The sequence below is a fragment of the Leucobacter faecis genome, assembly GCF_054456635.2.
The window spans coordinates 203,821-221,215 of record NZ_JBTJEP020000002.1 but is presented as its reverse complement, the minus strand read 5'-3'; the positions used below and the strand labels follow the sequence as shown (position 1 = coordinate 221,215).

Here is a 17,395-nt window from a genome sequence, read left to right as displayed (position 1 = left end):
GGAGCCTCAGATGGCAATGACAGCCTTCTCGGCGAACGCAAAAACGGTAGATCAGGCTCCCCGCAAGGGCGGGCGTATCGCGCTGGCGCTGCTCGCGCCGGGCATCGCCTACATGCTGCTGTTTTTCGTCGCGCCGTTTATTCAACTTATTCTGACGTCGCTGCAGGCGCCAGACGCGAGCGGTGGTATTGGGCAGTACGTCGCCGCCGCGCAGTTTTCGAACTACTGGGTCGCGATTCAGGAGTACTGGCCGCAGATTGTACGCTCGTTTGTCTACGCTCTCACGGCTACCATCATTGGACTGTTGATCAGCTACCCGCTCGCCTACCTCATTGGCGTAAAGGTGCGTTCGAAGCCGATGTTGCAGGGGATTTTGTTGATCCTCGTCGTGGCCCCGTTTTTTATCAGTTTCCTGCTGCGCACCCTGGCATGGAAGTCGCTCTTGCCGAGTGAGCTTGTCGGCACGCATTTCTCGGTCATTCTGGGTCTTGTCTACAACTTCATTCCCTTTATGGTGCTGCCGATGTTTGCGTCGTTGCAGGCGCTCGATCTGCGGCTCGTCGAGGCCGGCACCGACCTCTACGCATCACCGATGACCGTGTTTCGCAAGGTGACGCTGCCGCTGTCGCTTCCTGGTGTGGTTTCGGGCACGCTGCTGAGCTTCATCCCGATGGCTGGCGACTACGTCAGTGCGTCGCGCGAGTTCTTGGGTGGCACCGAAACGACGATGGTCGGTAACGTCATCGAATCGAACTTCCTGCAAACCCAGAACTACCCGATGGCGGCCTCGCTGTCGATCGTGCTGATGGCGATCATTCTCGTCATTGTCGCGACCTATGTGAAGAAGAGTGGGGCGGAGGATCTGCTGTGAAATCGTTTAGCCTCGGTAAGGCATTTGTGCCGGTGGTCAGCGCGATCACCCTGATCTTTCTACTCACCCCGATTGTGCACGTGATCGTGTTTTCGTTTAATAATGCGGGTCGCAGCAATATTTTGTGGAAGGGCTTCACCCTCGACAACTGGCGTAACCCGTGTGGCGCCCCTCAGGTGTGCACGGCATTTGGCAACAGTATTCTTGTCGGCGTCGTTGCCACGGTGGCCGCCACAGTGTTGGGCACGCTGATCGCCCTCGCGCTCGTGCGTTACCAGTTCAAATTCCGCTCGACCATCAGCCTGCTGCTGTTCACTCCGATGGCCACCCCAGAGGTAGTGCTCGGTGCCGGCCTGGCGTCACAGTTTCTGCTCGCCGGTGTCGAAAAAGGTATCGGCACGATCATCCTGGCCCACACGATGTTCTGTATTTCGTATGTTGTGGTTGCCGTGAAGGCGCGCGTGGCGAGCCTCAACCCGGCGATTGAAGAAGCGGGGCGCGACCTCTACGCCCCGCCCGGCCAGGTGTTCTGGCGCATCACGCTGCCCATGTTGATGCCCGGCATTATTGGCGCTGCGCTACTCAGCTTCGCCCTGTCGTTCGATGACTTCATCATTACGAACTTCAACTCGGGCACCTCAACGACGTTCCCCAAGTTCATCTACGTGTCAGCGCTTAAGGGCGTACCCGCGCAGGCGAACGTGCTCGCGTCGATCGTGTTTATTGGTGCGCTCGTGCTGGTAATTCTTGTGCAGGTGCTCAACATCAACAAACAAAAGCGGCTGGCACGCCAGTAGCAGCGCAGCTGCACCGCGGTAGCCGGTAACTTGCGGCGCATAAGAGGGGGCGGGAGCATTCCCGCCCCCTCTTGTGCGTGCGTTCTTCGGCCTGCGGCACTGATCCGGCACCCGAAATGAACATTGTTCGGTTATTGCGTGTCGCTTTGCGTAGGCCTGTGACATCGCGGCAAGATTGGGGGTTGACAGCGCGAGGGAGCGATGCGGCTCCCTGCGCGATCACGAGGATCGTGAAGGAGAATCGATGTCAAAAACGGCTGTAGCCGGGGTGGCAAAGGGCGCCACCCTCAAACGCAACCTGGGGCTCTGGGCGATCGTCGGCCTGGGGCTCGGATACATGACACCCACGGTCGTGTTCGACACGTTCGGCATGGTGGCGCGCGACACCAACAACGTCGTGCCCATGGCATATCTTGTTGCGCTCGTGGTGATGGTGTTCACTGCGATTAGCTACGGCAAGATGGCCGGTGCGATTCCGAGCGCGGGCTCCGCCTACACCTACGTACGCGAGTCCATGCACCCCAATGTTGGGTTTATGGTCGGCTGGACCGCGCTCATCGACTACATGCTGCTGCCAATGGTCAACTGCCTCATTATTCGCAGCTACCTCGAAGCGATCTTCCCGAACGTGCCCGGCTGGATCTGGGTGGTCGGCTACTGCCTGCTCACAACATCGGTGATCTACCTCACGATGCGCGGCACCTCAAACCTCAACGGTATTCTGCTCGTGTTCTCGCTCGTCGTGATGGTCGTCTTCATCGTCATGGTGTGGGCGCAGCTCGCGGGTGGTGAGGGCGTCGGTACCCTCGCATCGATGGATCCCTTCTTCCACGACGGCGTCACCGCGGGGGCGGTGCTCATGGGGGCGACGATCGTCTGCTTCTCGTTTATCGGATTCGACGCGGTCACGATGTACGTCGAAGAAGCCCGCAGCCCCAAACTGGTGCCGCGCGCCCTGCTGCTCACGGTTGTGCTGGGCGGCGCGATCTTCCTCATCGCTGGCTACTTTGCGCAGCTGCGCTTTCCCGCCTGGGAGGAGTTCGCCCCGGGCGGCGACATGCAGTTCATCGAAGACTCGACGCTGCCGCTCATGGGTGAGGCCGTCGGTGGCCCAGTGCTCATGGCGGTGCTCACCGCCGCGGGGTTTGCCGCGACGCTCGCTTCGGGCCTTGCCTCGCACGCTTCGGTTTCGCGCATGCTGCTCGTGATGGGTCGCAACAACGTACTGCCCAAGAAGGCGTTTGGGTTCATTAACCCCAAAACGCACACGCCCACGTTCAATATTGTGCTCACCGGTGTCGTCTGCATGCTCGCGATCGCGTTCACGCTCGAGATGATCGCGGCGTTCATCAACTACGGCGCGCTCATCGCGTTCTCGTTCGTCAACCTCTCGGTGATCGCCTGGTTTGCGATCAAGCAGGGTCGCCGCAAGACGCCCGGCGACATCTTCAAGTTCATCGTGATGCCCGTCATCGGCTTCGGCATGACCATCATCTTGTGGGTCAACCTGCACCTTGACGCCCTTATCGGCGGCGTGGCCTGGACCGTGATCGGGTTCTTCTACCTGCTCTACCTCACGAAGGGATTCAAGAAGAAGGTCGCCGCCTTCGACGAGGATCAGCCGGTCACCGGCTTCAATAAGATACCCGAGGGCATCGAATAGCCCACGCTGCTATGCCCACGGGGCGATCTCGCTCCGGATCCCCGATGCCACCCCGCCCGCTCACGGGCGGGGTTTGGTGTTCAAGCGATAGAATCAATGCATCATGCTCGATATCGATTTCAGTGCACGCATCCGCGCGATCCGCTCCACCTACGCCGACATTGCGGCGGTGACCGACCTGGCGAAGCTCGATCGAGAGATCGCCGAGCTCGAAGAGCAGGCGGTCGCGCCCGGCCTGTGGGACGATCCTGCCGCGGCGCAGAAGGTCACGAGTGGCCTGTCGCACCGCCAGGCGCGCGTCAAGAAGCTGCGCGGCGTGGAAAGTCGCATCGACGATCTTGAGGTGCTCGCAGAGCTTGCGCAAGAGATGGAAGACCCCGACTCTGAGCAAGAGGTGATGGCCGAGCTGGCGTCGCTTGAAGAAGCCATGCAAGACCTCGAAGTGCAGACGATGCTCGGCGGCGAGTACGACGAGCGCGCGGCGGTCGTCACCATTCGCTCGGGGGCGGGCGGCGATGACGCCACAGATTTTGCCGAAATGCTGCTGCGCATGTACCTGCGCTGGGCCGAGGACCACGACGTGCCGGCGAAGGTGCTGGACACCTCGTACGCCGAGGGCGCTGGCATCAAGTCTGCGACGTTCGAATTGAACGCGCCGTACGCGTTTGGCAAGCTCTCTGTTGAAGCGGGCACGCACCGCCTCGCGCGCATCAGTCCGTTCGGCTCCGCCGATAAGCGTCAGACCAGCTTCGCTGGCGTCGAAGTGATCCCGCTGCTCGAAGAGGCCACCGAGGTTGAGATTCCCGAGACCGACATTCGCGTCGACGTGTACCGCTCGAGCGGCCCCGGCGGCCAGTCAGTGAACACCACCGACTCGGCGGTGCGTATTACTCACATTCCCACGGGCATTGTGATCTCGATGCAGAACGAAAAGTCACAGATTCAGAACCGCGCGGCTGCGATGCGGCTGCTGCAAACTCGCCTGCTGCTGTTGCAGAAGGAGCAAGAGGCAGCGAAAAAGAAGGAGCTGGCTGGTTCGGTGACGGCAAGCTGGGGCGACCAGATTCGCTCATATTTCCTGTATGGCCAACAGCTCGTGAAGGACCTGCGCACGGGCTTTGAGTCCTCGCAGCCTGACGCCGTATTTGACGGCGAAATTGACGGGTTTATCGCGGCTGGTATTCGCTGGCGCTCGCTCGCAAAGAACGACTAAAGGCAGCGCGCCTGCGCTTAGTTGTCAGCCCGGGGGCATAGGGTCGACCTGTCATGATTCTCTTCGAAAACGTCACCAAGAAATACCGGGGCACCCAGAAACCCGCGCTCGACGGTATCGACCTCCGTGTCGACCGTGGCGAGTTCGTGTTCATCGTGGGCGCCTCCGGGTCGGGCAAATCAAGCTGCCTTCGGCTGATCCTGCGTGAAGATCAGCCGTCGAACGGCAAGATTCACGTGCTGGGGCAAGACCTCAGCAAGATTTCATCGCGTAAGGTGCCCTATTTTCGGCGCAACCTGGGCACGGTGTTTCAAGACTTCAGGTTGCTGCAGAACAAGACGGTCTACGACAACGTCGCGTTCACGCTGCAGGTGATCGGTAAGTCGCGCGGCTTTATTCAAGAGGCGGTGCCCGACACGCTCGAGATGGTCGGGCTCGCCAATAAGGCGAAGCGGTTTCCGCACGAGCTGTCGGGCGGCGAACAGCAACGCGTCGCGATTGCGCGCGCGATCGTCAACAAACCCGCCATCTTGCTGGCAGATGAGCCGACGGGCAACCTTGACCCGGCCACGAGCCTCGGCATTATGCAGCTGCTGCGCGCCATCAACGCTTCGGGTACGACCGTGGTGATGGCGACACACGAGGCCACGTTTGTGGACATTATGCAGCAGCGTGTGGTCGAGCTCTCGAACGGTATCGTCGTGCGTGACGAGGTTGGCGGCGGCTACGGTGAGACCGCCTCAATTCCCGTGACCGACCTGTCAGAGGAGGGTATGCAGGTGCTGCGCACCACCGAGGCTGTGGTGCGTGCGGCGCTCGCGCCTGAAGAAATGGCGCCCGCCGAAGTGGCGCCCGAGGCCGTCGCTGCCCCTGCCCCCGAGAGTGAAGACCTCGCTGCAGCGCAGGTCTATGCACATCAGGATCCGGATCACGAAGAGCCCGGGCCCGAGGCCATTGCAGCGTCGCCCGCTGCGTCAGAAGACTTGGTGCCCGGAGTGTCGACGACCGACGCGGCTGCGGCTGCGCAGCCGGTCGAAGCTTCGGTGTACCAGGAGCCTGCGCCGTTTGGCGATCCAGACGACGACATGGACGACGACTTCACCGACACGCGCGACGCGGGGCCGCAGGGTAAGCGAATTCCGAGCTTCCTCGACCCAGACCGGCCAATCGACGCGGTGCGCATGTCAGAAACGGGTAGTCTCGCCGAGCACCTTGGGCTGAAACACAGTAACGATGACCAGACAGATGTGGGGCCTGTGCGATGAGAATTGGGCTCGTACTCGGCGAGGTCGCAAGCGGCCTGCGCCGCAACCTTTCAGTGGTGATCTCTGTGATCCTGGTCACGTTTGTGTCGCTCACGTTTGTGGGTGCCGCGATCTTGATGCAGCTGCAGATTCAGCAGATGAAGACGTTCTGGTTTGACCGGGCGCAGGTCGCGGTTTACCTGTGCACGGACTACGACGAGAGCGCCACCTGTGCAGGTAAAGATGCGGGGGAGGAGGAGATCGACGCCGTCGAGGCGGCTCTGGCATCAGACACGCTCGCACCGTACGTTGACGACTACTTCTTCGTGACGCACGAGCAGGCGTTTGAGGAGTTCCAAGAGCAGTTCAAGGGCAACCCGATCCTCGACATCACGCGGCCCGAACAGCTCAACCAGACGTTCTGGGTGAAGCTCAAGGACCCGTCGCGCTCTGAGATTATTCAAGAGACGTTTGCGGGCATTCCCGGTGTGCAGAGCGTGTCTGACCAGCGCAGCCTGCTCGATCGCATCTTCTTGTTCCTCGGGGTCGCAAGCTACACCGCCATCGCGATTGCTGGGCTCATGCTCGTCGCCGCGATGCTGCTCATCTCAACGACGATCAGGCTCTCTGCCTACTCGCGCCGCCGCGAGATCGGCATTATGCGGCTGGTCGGCGCGTCGAACAGGTTCATTCAAACACCGTTCATTCTCGAGGGCATCATCGCCGCCCTCATCGGCGCGGTGCTTGCAGGGGCCGCGTCGGTCGCAATCGTCAAGTTCTTCGTACAGGGGTTCTTGGTAGCCGAGGTGCCGTTCACCAGTTACATCACGGTCGAGCAGGCGCTCGTTGTGCCGCCGATTCTGCTCGCCCTCGGCGCGCTCCTGTCGGCAATCGCCGCGAAGATTGCGATCGCAAGATACCTGCGCGTCTAGTGTGCCAGGCCGCGATAGGCTGGTGAGCTAGCGCCGGATCCCGGGGTGCGATGCATCGCACCCCCGGGATCCGGATCATGCGGCAGACGCCGCAACCAAGACCCGCGAGGAAGGACGTGACCGTGCCCAAGGAGACCGGTGAGAAGCTGATCGCTTCGAACAAGAAGGCTCGGCATGAGTACCACATCATCGACACCTATGAGGCGGGGATGGTGCTCACCGGTAGCGAGGTGAAGTCGCTGCGTATGGGGCGCGCGTCGCTCGTTGACGGCTACGTCTTTATTGATCGCGGTGAGGCGTGGCTCGACACCGCCTACATTCCCGAGTATTTAAACGGTTCGTGGACCAACCATGCGCCCAGGCGTAAGCGCAAGCTGTTGCTGCACAGGCAGCAGATTGACAAGCTCTACCAAAAGACGCGTGAGGGCGGCATGACGATCGTGCCTCTGCGACTGTACTTTTTGAACGGTCGAGTCAAAGTAGAGATTGCGCTTGCCAAGGGCAAGAAGGAGTACGACAAGCGGCAGGTGCTGCGCGAGCGGCAAGACACCCGTGAGGCTGAGCGAGCAATGCGCCAGCGTAACCGCACGGGGGAGTGACGCGCGATTTTATCGCCTGCCCGGCGTGTACGCATTCAAAAGTGTTAGCATGGAGACACCGGCCAGTGGCCGGCCCCACAACTCCATAGCGCGCAATGTGAATGCTCCTGGCTGTACCCGCTTTGCGGGGCAGATTTCGGGGCCGATCGGTTTCGACACGTCGATTTGAGACTGTGAGAAGCGGGTCGAGGACGCGAAGTTATCTCGTAAACGCCCTTCGCAAAACAATAGGTGCAACTTCTAAGCGCACCGACTTCGCTCTCGCTGCCTAAGCACGAGACCGAGTCCGTCAGGCCGGGTTCGCCTCCGCCCCGGTTTCTGGCGTCATTTAGGAGGCTTGCTGGCACGTCGCGTCTCAGGGCGTGCCGGGACTTTTTCTGAGGCTGGGCTCGTCGCACTAGCTGTTCGTGGCAAAGAGCGGAGCCGAGTAGAACGATTTCACGAACTACACCCGTAGAAGGCATGGAATCATCGAAGTGGACCGGGGTTCAATTCCCCGCGGCTCCACCGGAGTTCACACTGCGCGCTGTGGCGTTGCTTGTAGGCTGAAGCACTATGAAGCGCGTTGTCGTTGTGGTGTTAGAGGGCGCGAAGCCGCTCGACGTTGGGATCCCGGCGCAGGTGTTCGCCACCCGCGCGAGCATGCCGTACTCAGTCGAAGTGTGCGGGGTGCACCCGGGGCTTATTGCAGGCGGTGACGGCCTCTCGTACCATGTCGAGCACGGCCTTGAAGCGCTTGCAGATGCCGATCTCGTCTTTATACCGGGGTATCGTCGGCCCAACACGGAGCTTGCGCCGCCAGAGCTGTTGGCCGCATTGCGGGCCGCTCATGCGCGCGGGGCGCGCATTGCGGCTATCTCTACCGGCGCGTTTGCGCTCGCTGCTACGGGGCTGCTCAACGGGCGACGGGCGACGACTCACTGGCACTACTCGCACGCGCTGGCAGAGCAGTTTCCAGAAGTGCGGGTCGACGAGCGTGTGTTGTTTGTTGACGAGGGTTCGGTGCTCACGTCGGCGGGGGCTGCGTCAGGTATCGACCTGTGCTTGCATATCTTGCGCCAGGAGGCTGGCATGGCGGCGGCGAACCATGCGGCCAGGCGGCTCGTGGCCGCACCGTACCGCAGCGGTGGTCAGGCGCAGTATGTGCCGCAGAGCGTGCCAGAACCGCACGGGGAGCGGTTCACGCGCACCCGGCAGTGGGCGCTCGAGCGTCTGGGGGAGCCGCTGTCGATCGAGGCGCTCGCCGAGAACGCGGTGGTGTCGCCGCGCACATTTGCGCGGCGGTTCCGTGACGAAACGGGATACACACCCATGCAGTGGGTGATGCGGGCGCGGGTCGACCGTGCGCGCGAGCTCCTCGAAGAGACTGAACTCGGCGTTGATGCGATCTCGGCGATGGTGGGGCTCGGCACCGCGACGAATCTGCGGCGGTACTTTCGGCGGGTGCTGGGCACAACACCATCAGAGTACCGACGGGTATTTTCGCGCGAATCGGCTGCCGTTCACCGGGGAGATGCGGGCGTTTTGAGCTAATCAACCCGCATGTCGGGCGTGTTGGCAGTATTCGTTTGAACTGTGGCATTGCTGCCACTGTTCGCGGGGCATTCGATCGACGATGCTGGAGATAGTTAAAGATGTCTCGCGTTGAAAGGGAACAGTTTCATGACTGGTCGAGTGGCTATTAATGGGTTCGGGCGAATCGGGCGCGGTGTGCTGCGTGCAATGCTCGAGCAGGGGAGCGACCTCGAGGTTGTCGCGATTAACGACCTGACCGATCCGGCCACGCTGGCTCACCTGCTGGCGCGTGACAGCGTTTACGGCAAGCTGTCTGAGACTGTTTCGGTCGACGGTGACGAGCTGGTGGTCGGTGACCGGCGCATCAAGATCCTCGCTGAGCGCGACCCCGCAAAGCTGCCCTGGGGTGAGCTGGGCGTCGACGTCGTGCTCGAGTCGACGGGGTTCTTCACCTCGAAGGAGGGTGCACACAAGCACATCGAGGCGGGCGCCAAGAAGGTGCTGGTGTCGGCTCCTGCTGGCGGCGCAGACCTGACGGTTGTCGTCGGCGTCAACGATGACCTGTATGACGCGGCCGAGCACACCATCGTGTCAAACGCATCGTGCACGACGAATGCGCTTGCGCCGCTTGCAAAGGTGCTTGACGACCTCGCTGGTATCGAGCACGGCTTCATGACTACCGTGCACGCCTACACGGGTGACCAGCGTCTCGTCGACGCACCCCACGGTGATCTGCGCCGTGCCCGCGCGGCGGCGCTCAATGTGGTGCCGAGCTCGACCGGTGCTGCGAAGGCGATTGGGCTGGTGCTGCCCAGCCTCGACGGCAAGCTCTCGGGCGACGCGCTGCGGGTGCCGGTGCCGGTGGGGTCGATCGTGGAGCTCAACGCTACGGTCTCGCGCGAGGTGTCGCGTGACGAAGTACTCGCGGCCTACCGTGCCGCTGCTGATGGCCCGCTGGCGGGAGTGCTTGAGTACTCGGAGGAACCGCTCGTGTCGAGCGATATCGTCGGCAACACACACTCATCGATCTTCGACTCAGAGCTGACTCGCGCCGAGGGTAAGCACGTAAAGGTCGTCGCCTGGTACGACAACGAGTGGGGCTTCTCGAACCGTGCGGTGCAGGTGCTCACGCGCCTGGCTGCCTAGCTCGTCAGAAAGGGGCGTCTCGCGGTCTTCCGCGAGGCGCCCCTTTCGCGTCGCCGCCGTGCGGGTGCCCACTATGGGGAGCTCGCGTCAAATATGCGCGACTACTTCCGCTTATGAGTAGGACTTAAGCGGAACTAGTCGCGCATATTTTCGGGTATCGGGCCGTACTTCGATCGCCACGTTGGCTGACGTGGGGGTCAGTGCTTTAGGCCGCGGGCCGTCGCAGCCGAGCCGCGAGCGCGGCAATCGCACGCCAGCCGAGCAGAAACACGGCGAGCGTCCCTGTCGCGACCAACACGAACGGTAGTGCCGTTCCTGAGCCGGTGGCGAGACGCAGCAGCATGCCGATGGCGACGGTGCCGAGCCACACGGGTACACCCGTGCGCACGATCGCGAGCGGTCGGCGGAAGGCGAGAGTCATCAGCCACATGATGGCGAGGCCCGCCAGAAACGGCCAGGCCGTCTGCCCGAGCCCCAGCAGGCTCGCATCCCGTGCGTGCTCCGAGCGTCCGAGGGCTGCAAACAGTACAACCAGTGCGATGTCGCAAGCGGCAGCGAACGTGATGGTGAGAAGTGCGGGGCGCCCGGGGCGCGCAGCGGGTGTCTTGGCCATGGTGCTCCCTTTTTACGCGCGTGCGTTCTTGATCGTTGTGAGTACCGCCTCGTGCACCGCACCGTTTGTGGCGAGTGAGCTGCCGTTCCACGCGCTTTCGGCGCCGTTGATGTCGGTGAAGCGCCCGCCCGCTTCGCGTACGATCGGCACGAGCGCGCTCAGGTCGTACGGCTTCACGTCAAACTCGGCGACGATGTCCACCAGGCCCTCTGCGAGCAGCATGTATGACCACATGTCTCCGTACGCGCGATCGCGCCACACCGTGCGGCTGAGCGCGATGAGGGGTTCAAGGTATCCCTCCTCGTCCCACTGGGCGATGCTCTGAAAGCTGAGTGAGGCGTGCTCGAGATCTTTGACACCCGAGACGCGCAACCGGCGCGGCGCATCGCCCCGCTGCTGCCCCCAAGCGCCGCTGCCCAGCTCTGCCCACCAGCGCGCTTCAAACGCCGGCGCCGAGACCACTCCAACCGTCGGCACTTCGTCCACCTCAAGTGAGATGAGCGCCGCCCAGTTGGGTACGCCACGCAAAAAATTTGAGGTGCCATCGATCGGGTCGATGACCCACCGGCGCGAGCCCCGGTCGCTGCGTCCTGACTCTTCGCCAAAGAAGCTATCGTTCGGACGTTCCTCCTCGATCCGGCGCCGGATCGCGGCCTCGACTGCCTGATCTGCGTCGGTGACGAACGTGCGATCTGGTTTGGTTTCGATCGTAAGATCTGCGGCACGAAACCGGGGGAGGGCGATCGAGTCAGCGAGATCGGCGAGCTCGAGTGCAAATTTGAGATCTTCAGAGTGGGTGAAGTGCTGGGCAGTCATCGGCCATGCTTTCCATTAGCGAAGAGTGAAATAACTCGTGGATACGCGAAAGGCCCGACTGTAACAGTCGGGCCTTTCTCATTCTGTACACCCCCCGGGACTCGAACCCGGAACCCATTGATTAAGAGTCAATTGCTCTACCATTGAGCTAGAGGTGCTTACCGCTGCTGGGCTGTGTGAAACTCTGTGTTTCTCTCTGCCGCGGCAACAAGAATTACTTTAGCACGGCCCTGCGCGGGCTAAAAACTTGACGCATTCGCCCGGGCGTGGCGGGCGGTAACTTCGTTACGAGAACTGGCGTGAGCGGGGTTTGCGTACGAGGAAGCAGGCCGCGACAGCGACCGCCATGATCGAAGCAACCATCACTGCCAAGCGTGCGGTATCGGCGTCGCCGGGGTGTGTGAAGCTCAACTCCGTCACAAGCAGAGACACGGTGAACCCCACGCCGGCGAGCGCGCCCACCCCAATCAGCTCGCGCCACTTCACTGCCGCGTCTAGCTCGGCGCGAGTAAAGCGGGTGAGTAGCCACGTAGTAAGCGCAATGCCAACCGGTTTGCCGACCACGAGCCCAAGCATCACGCCCACGGCGATCGGGTCGAACGGAAAGTTCGATTCTCCGCCGACGGCAACGCCCGCGGCAAAGAATGCAAACAGGGGAACGGCGATGCCCGTCGAGAGCGGGCTGAATCGGTGCTCAAACGCTTGGGCAAGGTCGGTGTTGCGGCGGCCAGAGACAGGAACAATGAATGCCAGTACGACGCCGGCGATGGTGGCGTGAATGCCCGAAGCGTGAAACAGTGCCCAGACAACAATGCCGAGCGGCAACATGACGAGCCAGGGGATCCACGTGCTGCGCGCGAGGCGTGCCGGGAATCGGTGCGCGAAGAATGCGTACAGTGCGAGCGGTACGAGCGAGAGCGCGAGTGGCAGCAGGTTGATCTCGGCGGTGTAGAAGATGGCAATGATGGTGATTGCGATGAGATCGTCGACAACGGCGAGCGTGAGTAGAAACACGCGCAGTGCGGGCGGAATGCGCGGTGCAAGGAGCCCGAGTACGGCCACCGCAAAGGCGATATCGGTCGCGGTGGGAATGGCCCAGCCGTGTGCGCCGGGGCCACCCGAATTCACCGTTGTATAAATGAGCGCGGGTACGATCACGCCACCAAAGGCGGCCACGACGGGCACCACGGCTGTCGAGAACTTGCTCAGTGCACCAAATGCAAACTCACGCTTGAGTTCGAGGCCCACCATAAAGAAGAAGATTGCGAGCAAACCGTCTGCCGACCACTGGCCAAGCGACAGATTGAGGTGCAGCGCCTCGGGCCCCACTCGGGTGTCACGCAGAGCAAAGTAGCCGTCTGCCAGCGGGCTGTTTGCCGCCAAGAAGCCGATCAGCGCCGCGACCATGATGATCACACCGCCCACGAGTTCAGCGCGCAGCAGTCTGCTTACGCGGGCGGCTTCTCGTTTATTGACGAGCGCCAGAATGCGGCGTGTGCGGCCGCGATTGCTGGGAGCTGTGGGGGAGTGGTGGGGGTGTGACATAGGGCACCTTCGCGTTTTACGGGTTGCTGAGCGACTTCGTCGACCAGACTTCCCGACACACCAGTGAACAGCATAACGGGTATGTCGCGATAGATGCTTGGTGAAAAGTGAGTGCTATTCGCGTTCGAGTTCGCGATCTTGCTCTTGCATGGCGACGCTCGCGATCGCGAGCGTGAGGCCCGCGGCCCACGTTCCCCAGACAAGCAGCCGGCGCCAGTCGCGCGGCATGGCGGAGGTTCTCTTGGCGGCGCCAATTGCGCCGAGAGCGGCGCCGATGACGGCTGGGCTGGTCACAAACTTGCCGATCTGCACGGATCCTCCTGGGGGCTCGTCATCCATACGCGAAGATGCGCGTGCGATCAGCCTACCCGCTAGATCATGTCGGGCACTCGAACTGCGCGGTGTGCGATACCCTGGTCTCAAGGCCCGATTGTGGGCGTGGTTTTGTTATGGGCGTTCGAGAGCGCCCACCTGAACTTAAGGAGAGGCCAGAACATGGCGAAAGAGAACACCCAGGCGCTGTTCGAGGAGAGCTCGCGCGGCGCGGTGAGCGCGATCACAGCCGTGTTCTTCGTGCTGTCCTTCGTGCTGTCCATGGGCGGCATTGTGTTGATGAGCTACGGCTTCAACGTCACGCTTGGTTCAGTGACCGAGCTTGCGATGTTCGCGGGTGGCCTCGCCGCTACGACGATCGGCTTCGCGCTTCCCTTTACGGTGCTGCCCAAGATTGGCAAGTAACGCACTGAAGTAACAGCGCGTAACACGCGACACGATGCCGGGGCCCTTCTGGGGCTTCGGCATCAGTCATTTCTGCGGGCCTCGCCGGTACGTGATCGGGGCGGCATCGCTAAGGGCATAGACTGGCGACATGGCAGAGATTGACATGAAGCCGCGAAGTCGCGACGTCACAGATGGAATCGAAAAGGCTGCAGCGCGAGGCATGCTTCGCGCGGTAGGTATGGGCGACGAGGACTGGGATAAGCCGCAAATCGGTATTGCCAGCTCCTGGAACGAGATCACCCCGTGTAACCTCAGCCTCAACCGCCTCGCGCAGGGTGCCAAAGAAGGCGTGCACGCGGGCGGTGGCTATCCCATGCAGTTTGGCACCGTCTCGGTGTCTGACGGCATCTCGATGGGGCACGAGGGTATGCACTTCTCGCTCGTGTCGCGCGAGGTTATCGCCGATTCGGTCGAGACCGTCATGATGGCTGAGCGCCTCGACGGCTCGGTGCTGCTCGCCGGTTGCGACAAGTCGCTCCCCGGCATGCTGATGGCCGCGGCTCGCCTCGACCTCGCATCGGTATTTCTCTACGCCGGATCAATTGCGCCGGGCTGGGTGAAGCTTTCCGATGGTACCGAGAAGCAGGTCACTATTATCGACGCGTTTGAGGCCGTGGGTGCCTGCGTCGCCGGCACGCTCAGCGAAGAAGATCTGAAGCGGGTCGAGTGCGCAATTGCTCCCGGTGAGGGAGCGTGCGGTGGCATGTACACCGCGAACACCATGGCGTGCGTGGCCGAGGCACTCGGCATGAGCTTGCCCGGATCGGCGGCCCCGCCCAGCGCTGATCGCCGCCGCGACTACTACTCGCACCGCGCGGGTGAAGCCGTCGTGAACCTGCTGCGCAAGGGCATCACCTCGCGTGACATCCTCACAAAAAAGGCGTTTGAAAACGCGATCACCGTTGCGATGGTGCTTGGCGGTTCGACCAACGCAGTGCTGCACCTGCTGGCGATCGCACGCGAAGCCGAAGTTGAGCTCACGCTCGACGACTTCACGCGTATCGGCGCGGTCACGCCGCACCTCGCCGACATGAAGCCCTTCGGTCAGTATGTTGCCGAGGACTTTGACCGTGTGGGCGGCATGCCCGTGATCATGAAGGCGCTGCTTGACGCGGGCCTGTTGCACGGTGACGCGCTGACCGTGACCGGCAAGACCCTTGCCGAGAACATTGCCGAGCTTGATCCGGCACCGATCGATGGCAAGGTGATTCGCAAGCTGGACGACCCGCTGCACGCCAACGGCGGTCTCACTATTCTGAGCGGTTCGCTGGCGCCCGAAGGTGCTGTCGTGAAGACGGCAGGCTTCGACCTTGAGCAGTTTGAGGGGCCCGCGCGCGTGTTTGAGCGTGAACGCGCCGCGATGGACGCGCTCGAGGCGGGCGAAATTAACAAGGGCGATATCGTCGTCATTCGCTACGAAGGCCCCAAGGGTGGCCCAGGTATGCGCGAGATGCTGGCCATCACCGCGGCCATCAAGGGCGCGGGGCTCGGAAAAGATGTACTACTATTGACGGACGGACGATTCTCAGGCGGCACAACCGGCCTGTGCATCGGCCATATTGCACCGGAATCCGCTGATGGCGGTCCGATTGCACTGGTGCGTGACGGTGACCTGATTCGGGTTGACATCACCCAACGAACGCTCGACTTGCTGGTAGACCCCGCTGAGCTTGAGGCCCGCAAAGAAACTTGGGCCCCGCTTCCCCCGCGATACACGCGCGGCGTTCTCGCTAAGTACGCCAAGCTCGTGCATTCCGCGTCAGAGGGCGCCATTACGGGCTAGTCCTCTCGGTGTTGCGGACGCATGACACTCATGTGACCGCAACACTGTACGCGCGCAAGCCACTTCCAGACGAAAGAAAGCAATGACCTCGGATTCGAGTGCAACTCCACCCATACCCGACGCGCGCGGTGAACGCATGAACGGTGCTCAGGCTGTCGTACGCAGCCTCGAAGCTCTCGGCGTCACCGATGTCTTCGGTCTTCCTGGCGGCGCAGTGCTGCCGCTGTACGACGCGCTCATGGACGCAGCCAAGCTGCGCCACGTGCTCGTGCGTCACGAACAGGGCAGCGGCCACGCTGCCGAGGGTTTCGCGAGCTCCAGCAACCGTGTAGGCGTGTGCATCGCCACCTCGGGCCCCGGCGCCACGAACCTCGTCACCGCCATCGCCGATGCCTACATGGACTCGGTGCCGATGCTTGCGATCACCGGTCAGGTGTTCTCGCACCTCATGGGCACCGACGCCTTCCAAGAGGCCGACATCGTGGGCATCACGATGCCGATCACCAAGCATTCCTTCCTCGTAAAGAAGGCCGAAGACATTCCTGGCGCCATCGCGGCGGCCTACCACCTGGCCTCTTCAGGGCGCCCCGGCCCCGTGCTCGTGGACATCACGAAGGACGCGCAGGAGGGCATGCTCGACTTTGTGTGGGATCCCCGCGTGGATCTCGCGGGCTACCGCCCCATCACAAAGGCGAACAGCAAGCAGATTCAAGCCGCGGCAGAGCTCATTGCACAGGCCGAGCGGCCCGTGTTTTACGTGGGTGGCGGCGTTGTGCGCGCAGGGGCTGCAGACGAGCTGAAGCAGCTCGTTGAGCTCGTGGGTGCGCCTGTGGTGACCACGCTCATGGCGCGCGGTGTGTTCCCAGACTCACACCCGCAGCACATGGGTATGCCGGGCATGCACGGTACCGTTCCCGCAGTGCTGGCGCTGCAGGAGGCCGACCTGCTCATCACCCTCGGTGCACGGTTTGACGACCGTGTGACCGGCAAGGCGGCACTGTTCGCGCCCGATGCAAAGGTGATCCACGCCGACATCGACCCCGCCGAGATTGGCAAGATTCGTGCGGCCGACGTGCCGATCGTGGGCGACGCTGCAGAGGTGATTTCTGACCTTATCGCGGCTGTTACGACGGCGAAGGTGTCGCGCGAGTTCGCCGACACCTCAGCCTGGTGGGAGCGATTGAACGGGCTTCTCAAGACTTACCCGTTGGGGTATCAGGAGACGACCGACGGGCTGCTGTCACCCCAGTACGTGATTCAGCGCATCGGCGAGCTGACGGGCCCCGAGGGCATCTACGCCGCGGGTGTCGGGCAGCACCAAATGTGGGCGGCGCAGTTCATCAAGTATGAGCGCCCGCACGCCTGGCTCAACTCGGGCGGTGCTGGCACCATGGGGTACTCGGTGCCCGCTGCGATGGGTGCGAAGGTTGCTGAGCCGGATCGTCACGTGTGGGCGATCGACGGTGACGGCTGCTTCCAGATGACCAACCAGGAGCTCGCCACGTGTGTGGTGAATAATATTCCGATCAAGGTTGCGGTCATCAACAACTCGTCGCTTGGCATGGTGCGCCAGTGGCAGACTCTCATCTATGACGGTCGCTACTCAAACACCGAGCTCAACACCGGTCATGGCTCGCAGCGTGTGCCCGACTTTGTGAAGCTTGGCGAGGCCTACGGCTGCTTGGCGATTCGCGTGGAGCGCGAAGAGCAGGTCGACGAGGCAATCAAGTTGGCACTCGCAACGAACGACCGCCCCGTCGTGATCGATTTTGTGGTGAGCGCCGACGCCATGGTCTGGCCGATGGTGCGCCAGGGCACGTCGAACAGCGACATCCAGTACGCCCTCGAACACAGCCCCGAGTGGGAGGAAGAGTAAAC

At 62.2% G+C, this 17,395-nt stretch carries 16 protein-coding genes, 1 tRNA gene and 1 other RNA gene; 13 read left to right on the top strand and 5 right to left on the bottom strand.

Annotated elements, in window-relative coordinates; translation table 11 throughout:
- Nucleotides 1-10: 10 nt before the first annotated feature.
- From ACXR2T_RS02735 to gap, 10 genes are all read left to right on the top strand, one after another.
- A complete protein-coding gene (locus tag ACXR2T_RS02735; protein WP_458814181.1) occupies nt 11-871 on the top strand; it encodes an ABC transporter permease in 861 nt (286 codons plus the stop codon).
- Nucleotides 868-1,668 (top strand): ABC transporter permease, encoded by an 801-nt coding sequence (locus ACXR2T_RS02730; RefSeq protein ID WP_458838198.1) that lies wholly within the window; start codon nt 868-870, stop codon nt 1,666-1,668. The genes ACXR2T_RS02735 and ACXR2T_RS02730 overlap by 4 nt, the downstream gene beginning before the upstream one ends.
- A 244-nt stretch (nt 1,669-1,912) precedes the next feature.
- Nucleotides 1,913-3,331, top strand: coding sequence for an APC family permease (locus tag ACXR2T_RS02725; RefSeq protein WP_458838199.1), 1,419 nt, complete (start codon nt 1,913-1,915; stop codon nt 3,329-3,331).
- Nucleotides 3,332-3,434: 103 nt separating this feature from the next.
- Nucleotides 3,435-4,544, top strand: a complete 1,110-nt coding sequence (gene prfB / locus ACXR2T_RS02720; RefSeq protein WP_458838200.1) for a peptide chain release factor 2 — start codon at nt 3,435-3,437, stop codon at nt 4,542-4,544.
- A 53-nt stretch (nt 4,545-4,597) separates the two neighbouring features.
- Complete coding sequence (gene ftsE, locus ACXR2T_RS02715; RefSeq protein WP_458838201.1) at nt 4,598-5,809, top strand: cell division ATP-binding protein FtsE; 1,212 nt, start codon at nt 4,598-4,600, stop codon at nt 5,807-5,809.
- On the top strand, nt 5,806-6,720 hold the full coding sequence (gene ftsX, locus ACXR2T_RS02710; protein ID WP_458814191.1) for a permease-like cell division protein FtsX: 915 nt from the start codon (nt 5,806-5,808) through the stop codon (nt 6,718-6,720). Before ftsE ends, ftsX begins: the two co-directional genes overlap by 4 nt.
- A gap of 122 nt (nt 6,721-6,842) precedes the next feature.
- Nucleotides 6,843-7,319: an SsrA-binding protein SmpB gene (smpB, locus tag ACXR2T_RS02705; RefSeq protein WP_458814349.1), complete on the top strand. Its 477-nt coding sequence runs from the start codon at nt 6,843-6,845 to the stop codon at nt 7,317-7,319.
- 138 nt (nt 7,320-7,457) lie between these two features.
- Nucleotides 7,458-7,829: a transfer-messenger RNA gene (gene ssrA, locus ACXR2T_RS02700) on the top strand.
- A 45-nt stretch (nt 7,830-7,874) separates the two neighbouring features.
- Nucleotides 7,875-8,852, top strand: coding sequence for a GlxA family transcriptional regulator (locus ACXR2T_RS02695; protein ID WP_458838202.1), 978 nt, complete (start codon nt 7,875-7,877; stop codon nt 8,850-8,852).
- A gap of 129 nt (nt 8,853-8,981) precedes the next feature.
- Nucleotides 8,982-9,980, top strand: coding sequence for a type I glyceraldehyde-3-phosphate dehydrogenase (gap, locus tag ACXR2T_RS02690; RefSeq protein WP_458814195.1), 999 nt, complete (start codon nt 8,982-8,984; stop codon nt 9,978-9,980).
- 205 nt (nt 9,981-10,185) lie between these two features.
- Here gap and ACXR2T_RS02685 read toward each other — a convergent pair whose 3' ends face one another.
- From ACXR2T_RS02685 to ACXR2T_RS02665, 5 genes are all read right to left on the bottom strand, one after another.
- Nucleotides 10,186-10,593, bottom strand: coding sequence for a DUF3054 domain-containing protein (locus ACXR2T_RS02685; protein ID WP_458814197.1), 408 nt, complete (start codon nt 10,591-10,593; stop codon nt 10,186-10,188).
- A gap of 12 nt (nt 10,594-10,605) precedes the next feature.
- A complete protein-coding gene (locus tag ACXR2T_RS02680) occupies nt 10,606-11,409 on the bottom strand; it encodes an inositol monophosphatase family protein (RefSeq protein WP_458838203.1) in 804 nt (267 codons plus the stop codon).
- 86 nt (nt 11,410-11,495) lie between these two features.
- Nucleotides 11,496-11,567 (bottom strand) — tRNA-Lys (locus tag ACXR2T_RS02675).
- Nucleotides 11,568-11,694: 127 nt separating this feature from the next.
- Nucleotides 11,695-12,954: a Na+/H+ antiporter NhaA gene (gene nhaA, locus ACXR2T_RS02670; protein WP_458814209.1), complete on the bottom strand. Its 1,260-nt coding sequence runs from the start codon at nt 12,952-12,954 to the stop codon at nt 11,695-11,697.
- Nucleotides 12,955-13,068: 114 nt separating this feature from the next.
- A complete protein-coding gene (locus ACXR2T_RS02665; protein ID WP_458814211.1) occupies nt 13,069-13,293 on the bottom strand; it encodes a hypothetical protein in 225 nt (74 codons plus the stop codon).
- A gap of 156 nt (nt 13,294-13,449) precedes the next feature.
- On the opposite strand from ACXR2T_RS02665, the gene ACXR2T_RS02660 reads away from it, so the two are divergent.
- From ACXR2T_RS02660 to ACXR2T_RS02650, 3 genes are all read left to right on the top strand, one after another.
- Complete coding sequence (locus tag ACXR2T_RS02660; RefSeq protein WP_458814213.1) at nt 13,450-13,692, top strand: hypothetical protein; 243 nt, start codon at nt 13,450-13,452, stop codon at nt 13,690-13,692.
- Nucleotides 13,693-13,822: 130 nt separating this feature from the next.
- Complete coding sequence (gene ilvD / locus ACXR2T_RS02655) at nt 13,823-15,517, top strand: dihydroxy-acid dehydratase (RefSeq protein WP_458814215.1); 1,695 nt, start codon at nt 13,823-13,825, stop codon at nt 15,515-15,517.
- An 82-nt stretch (nt 15,518-15,599) separates the two neighbouring features.
- Nucleotides 15,600-17,393 carry an acetolactate synthase large subunit gene (locus tag ACXR2T_RS02650; protein WP_458814217.1) on the top strand — a complete coding sequence of 598 codons (1,794 nt, stop codon included), beginning with the start codon at nt 15,600-15,602 and terminating at the stop codon, nt 17,391-17,393.
- Nucleotides 17,394-17,395 lie beyond the last annotated feature (2 nt).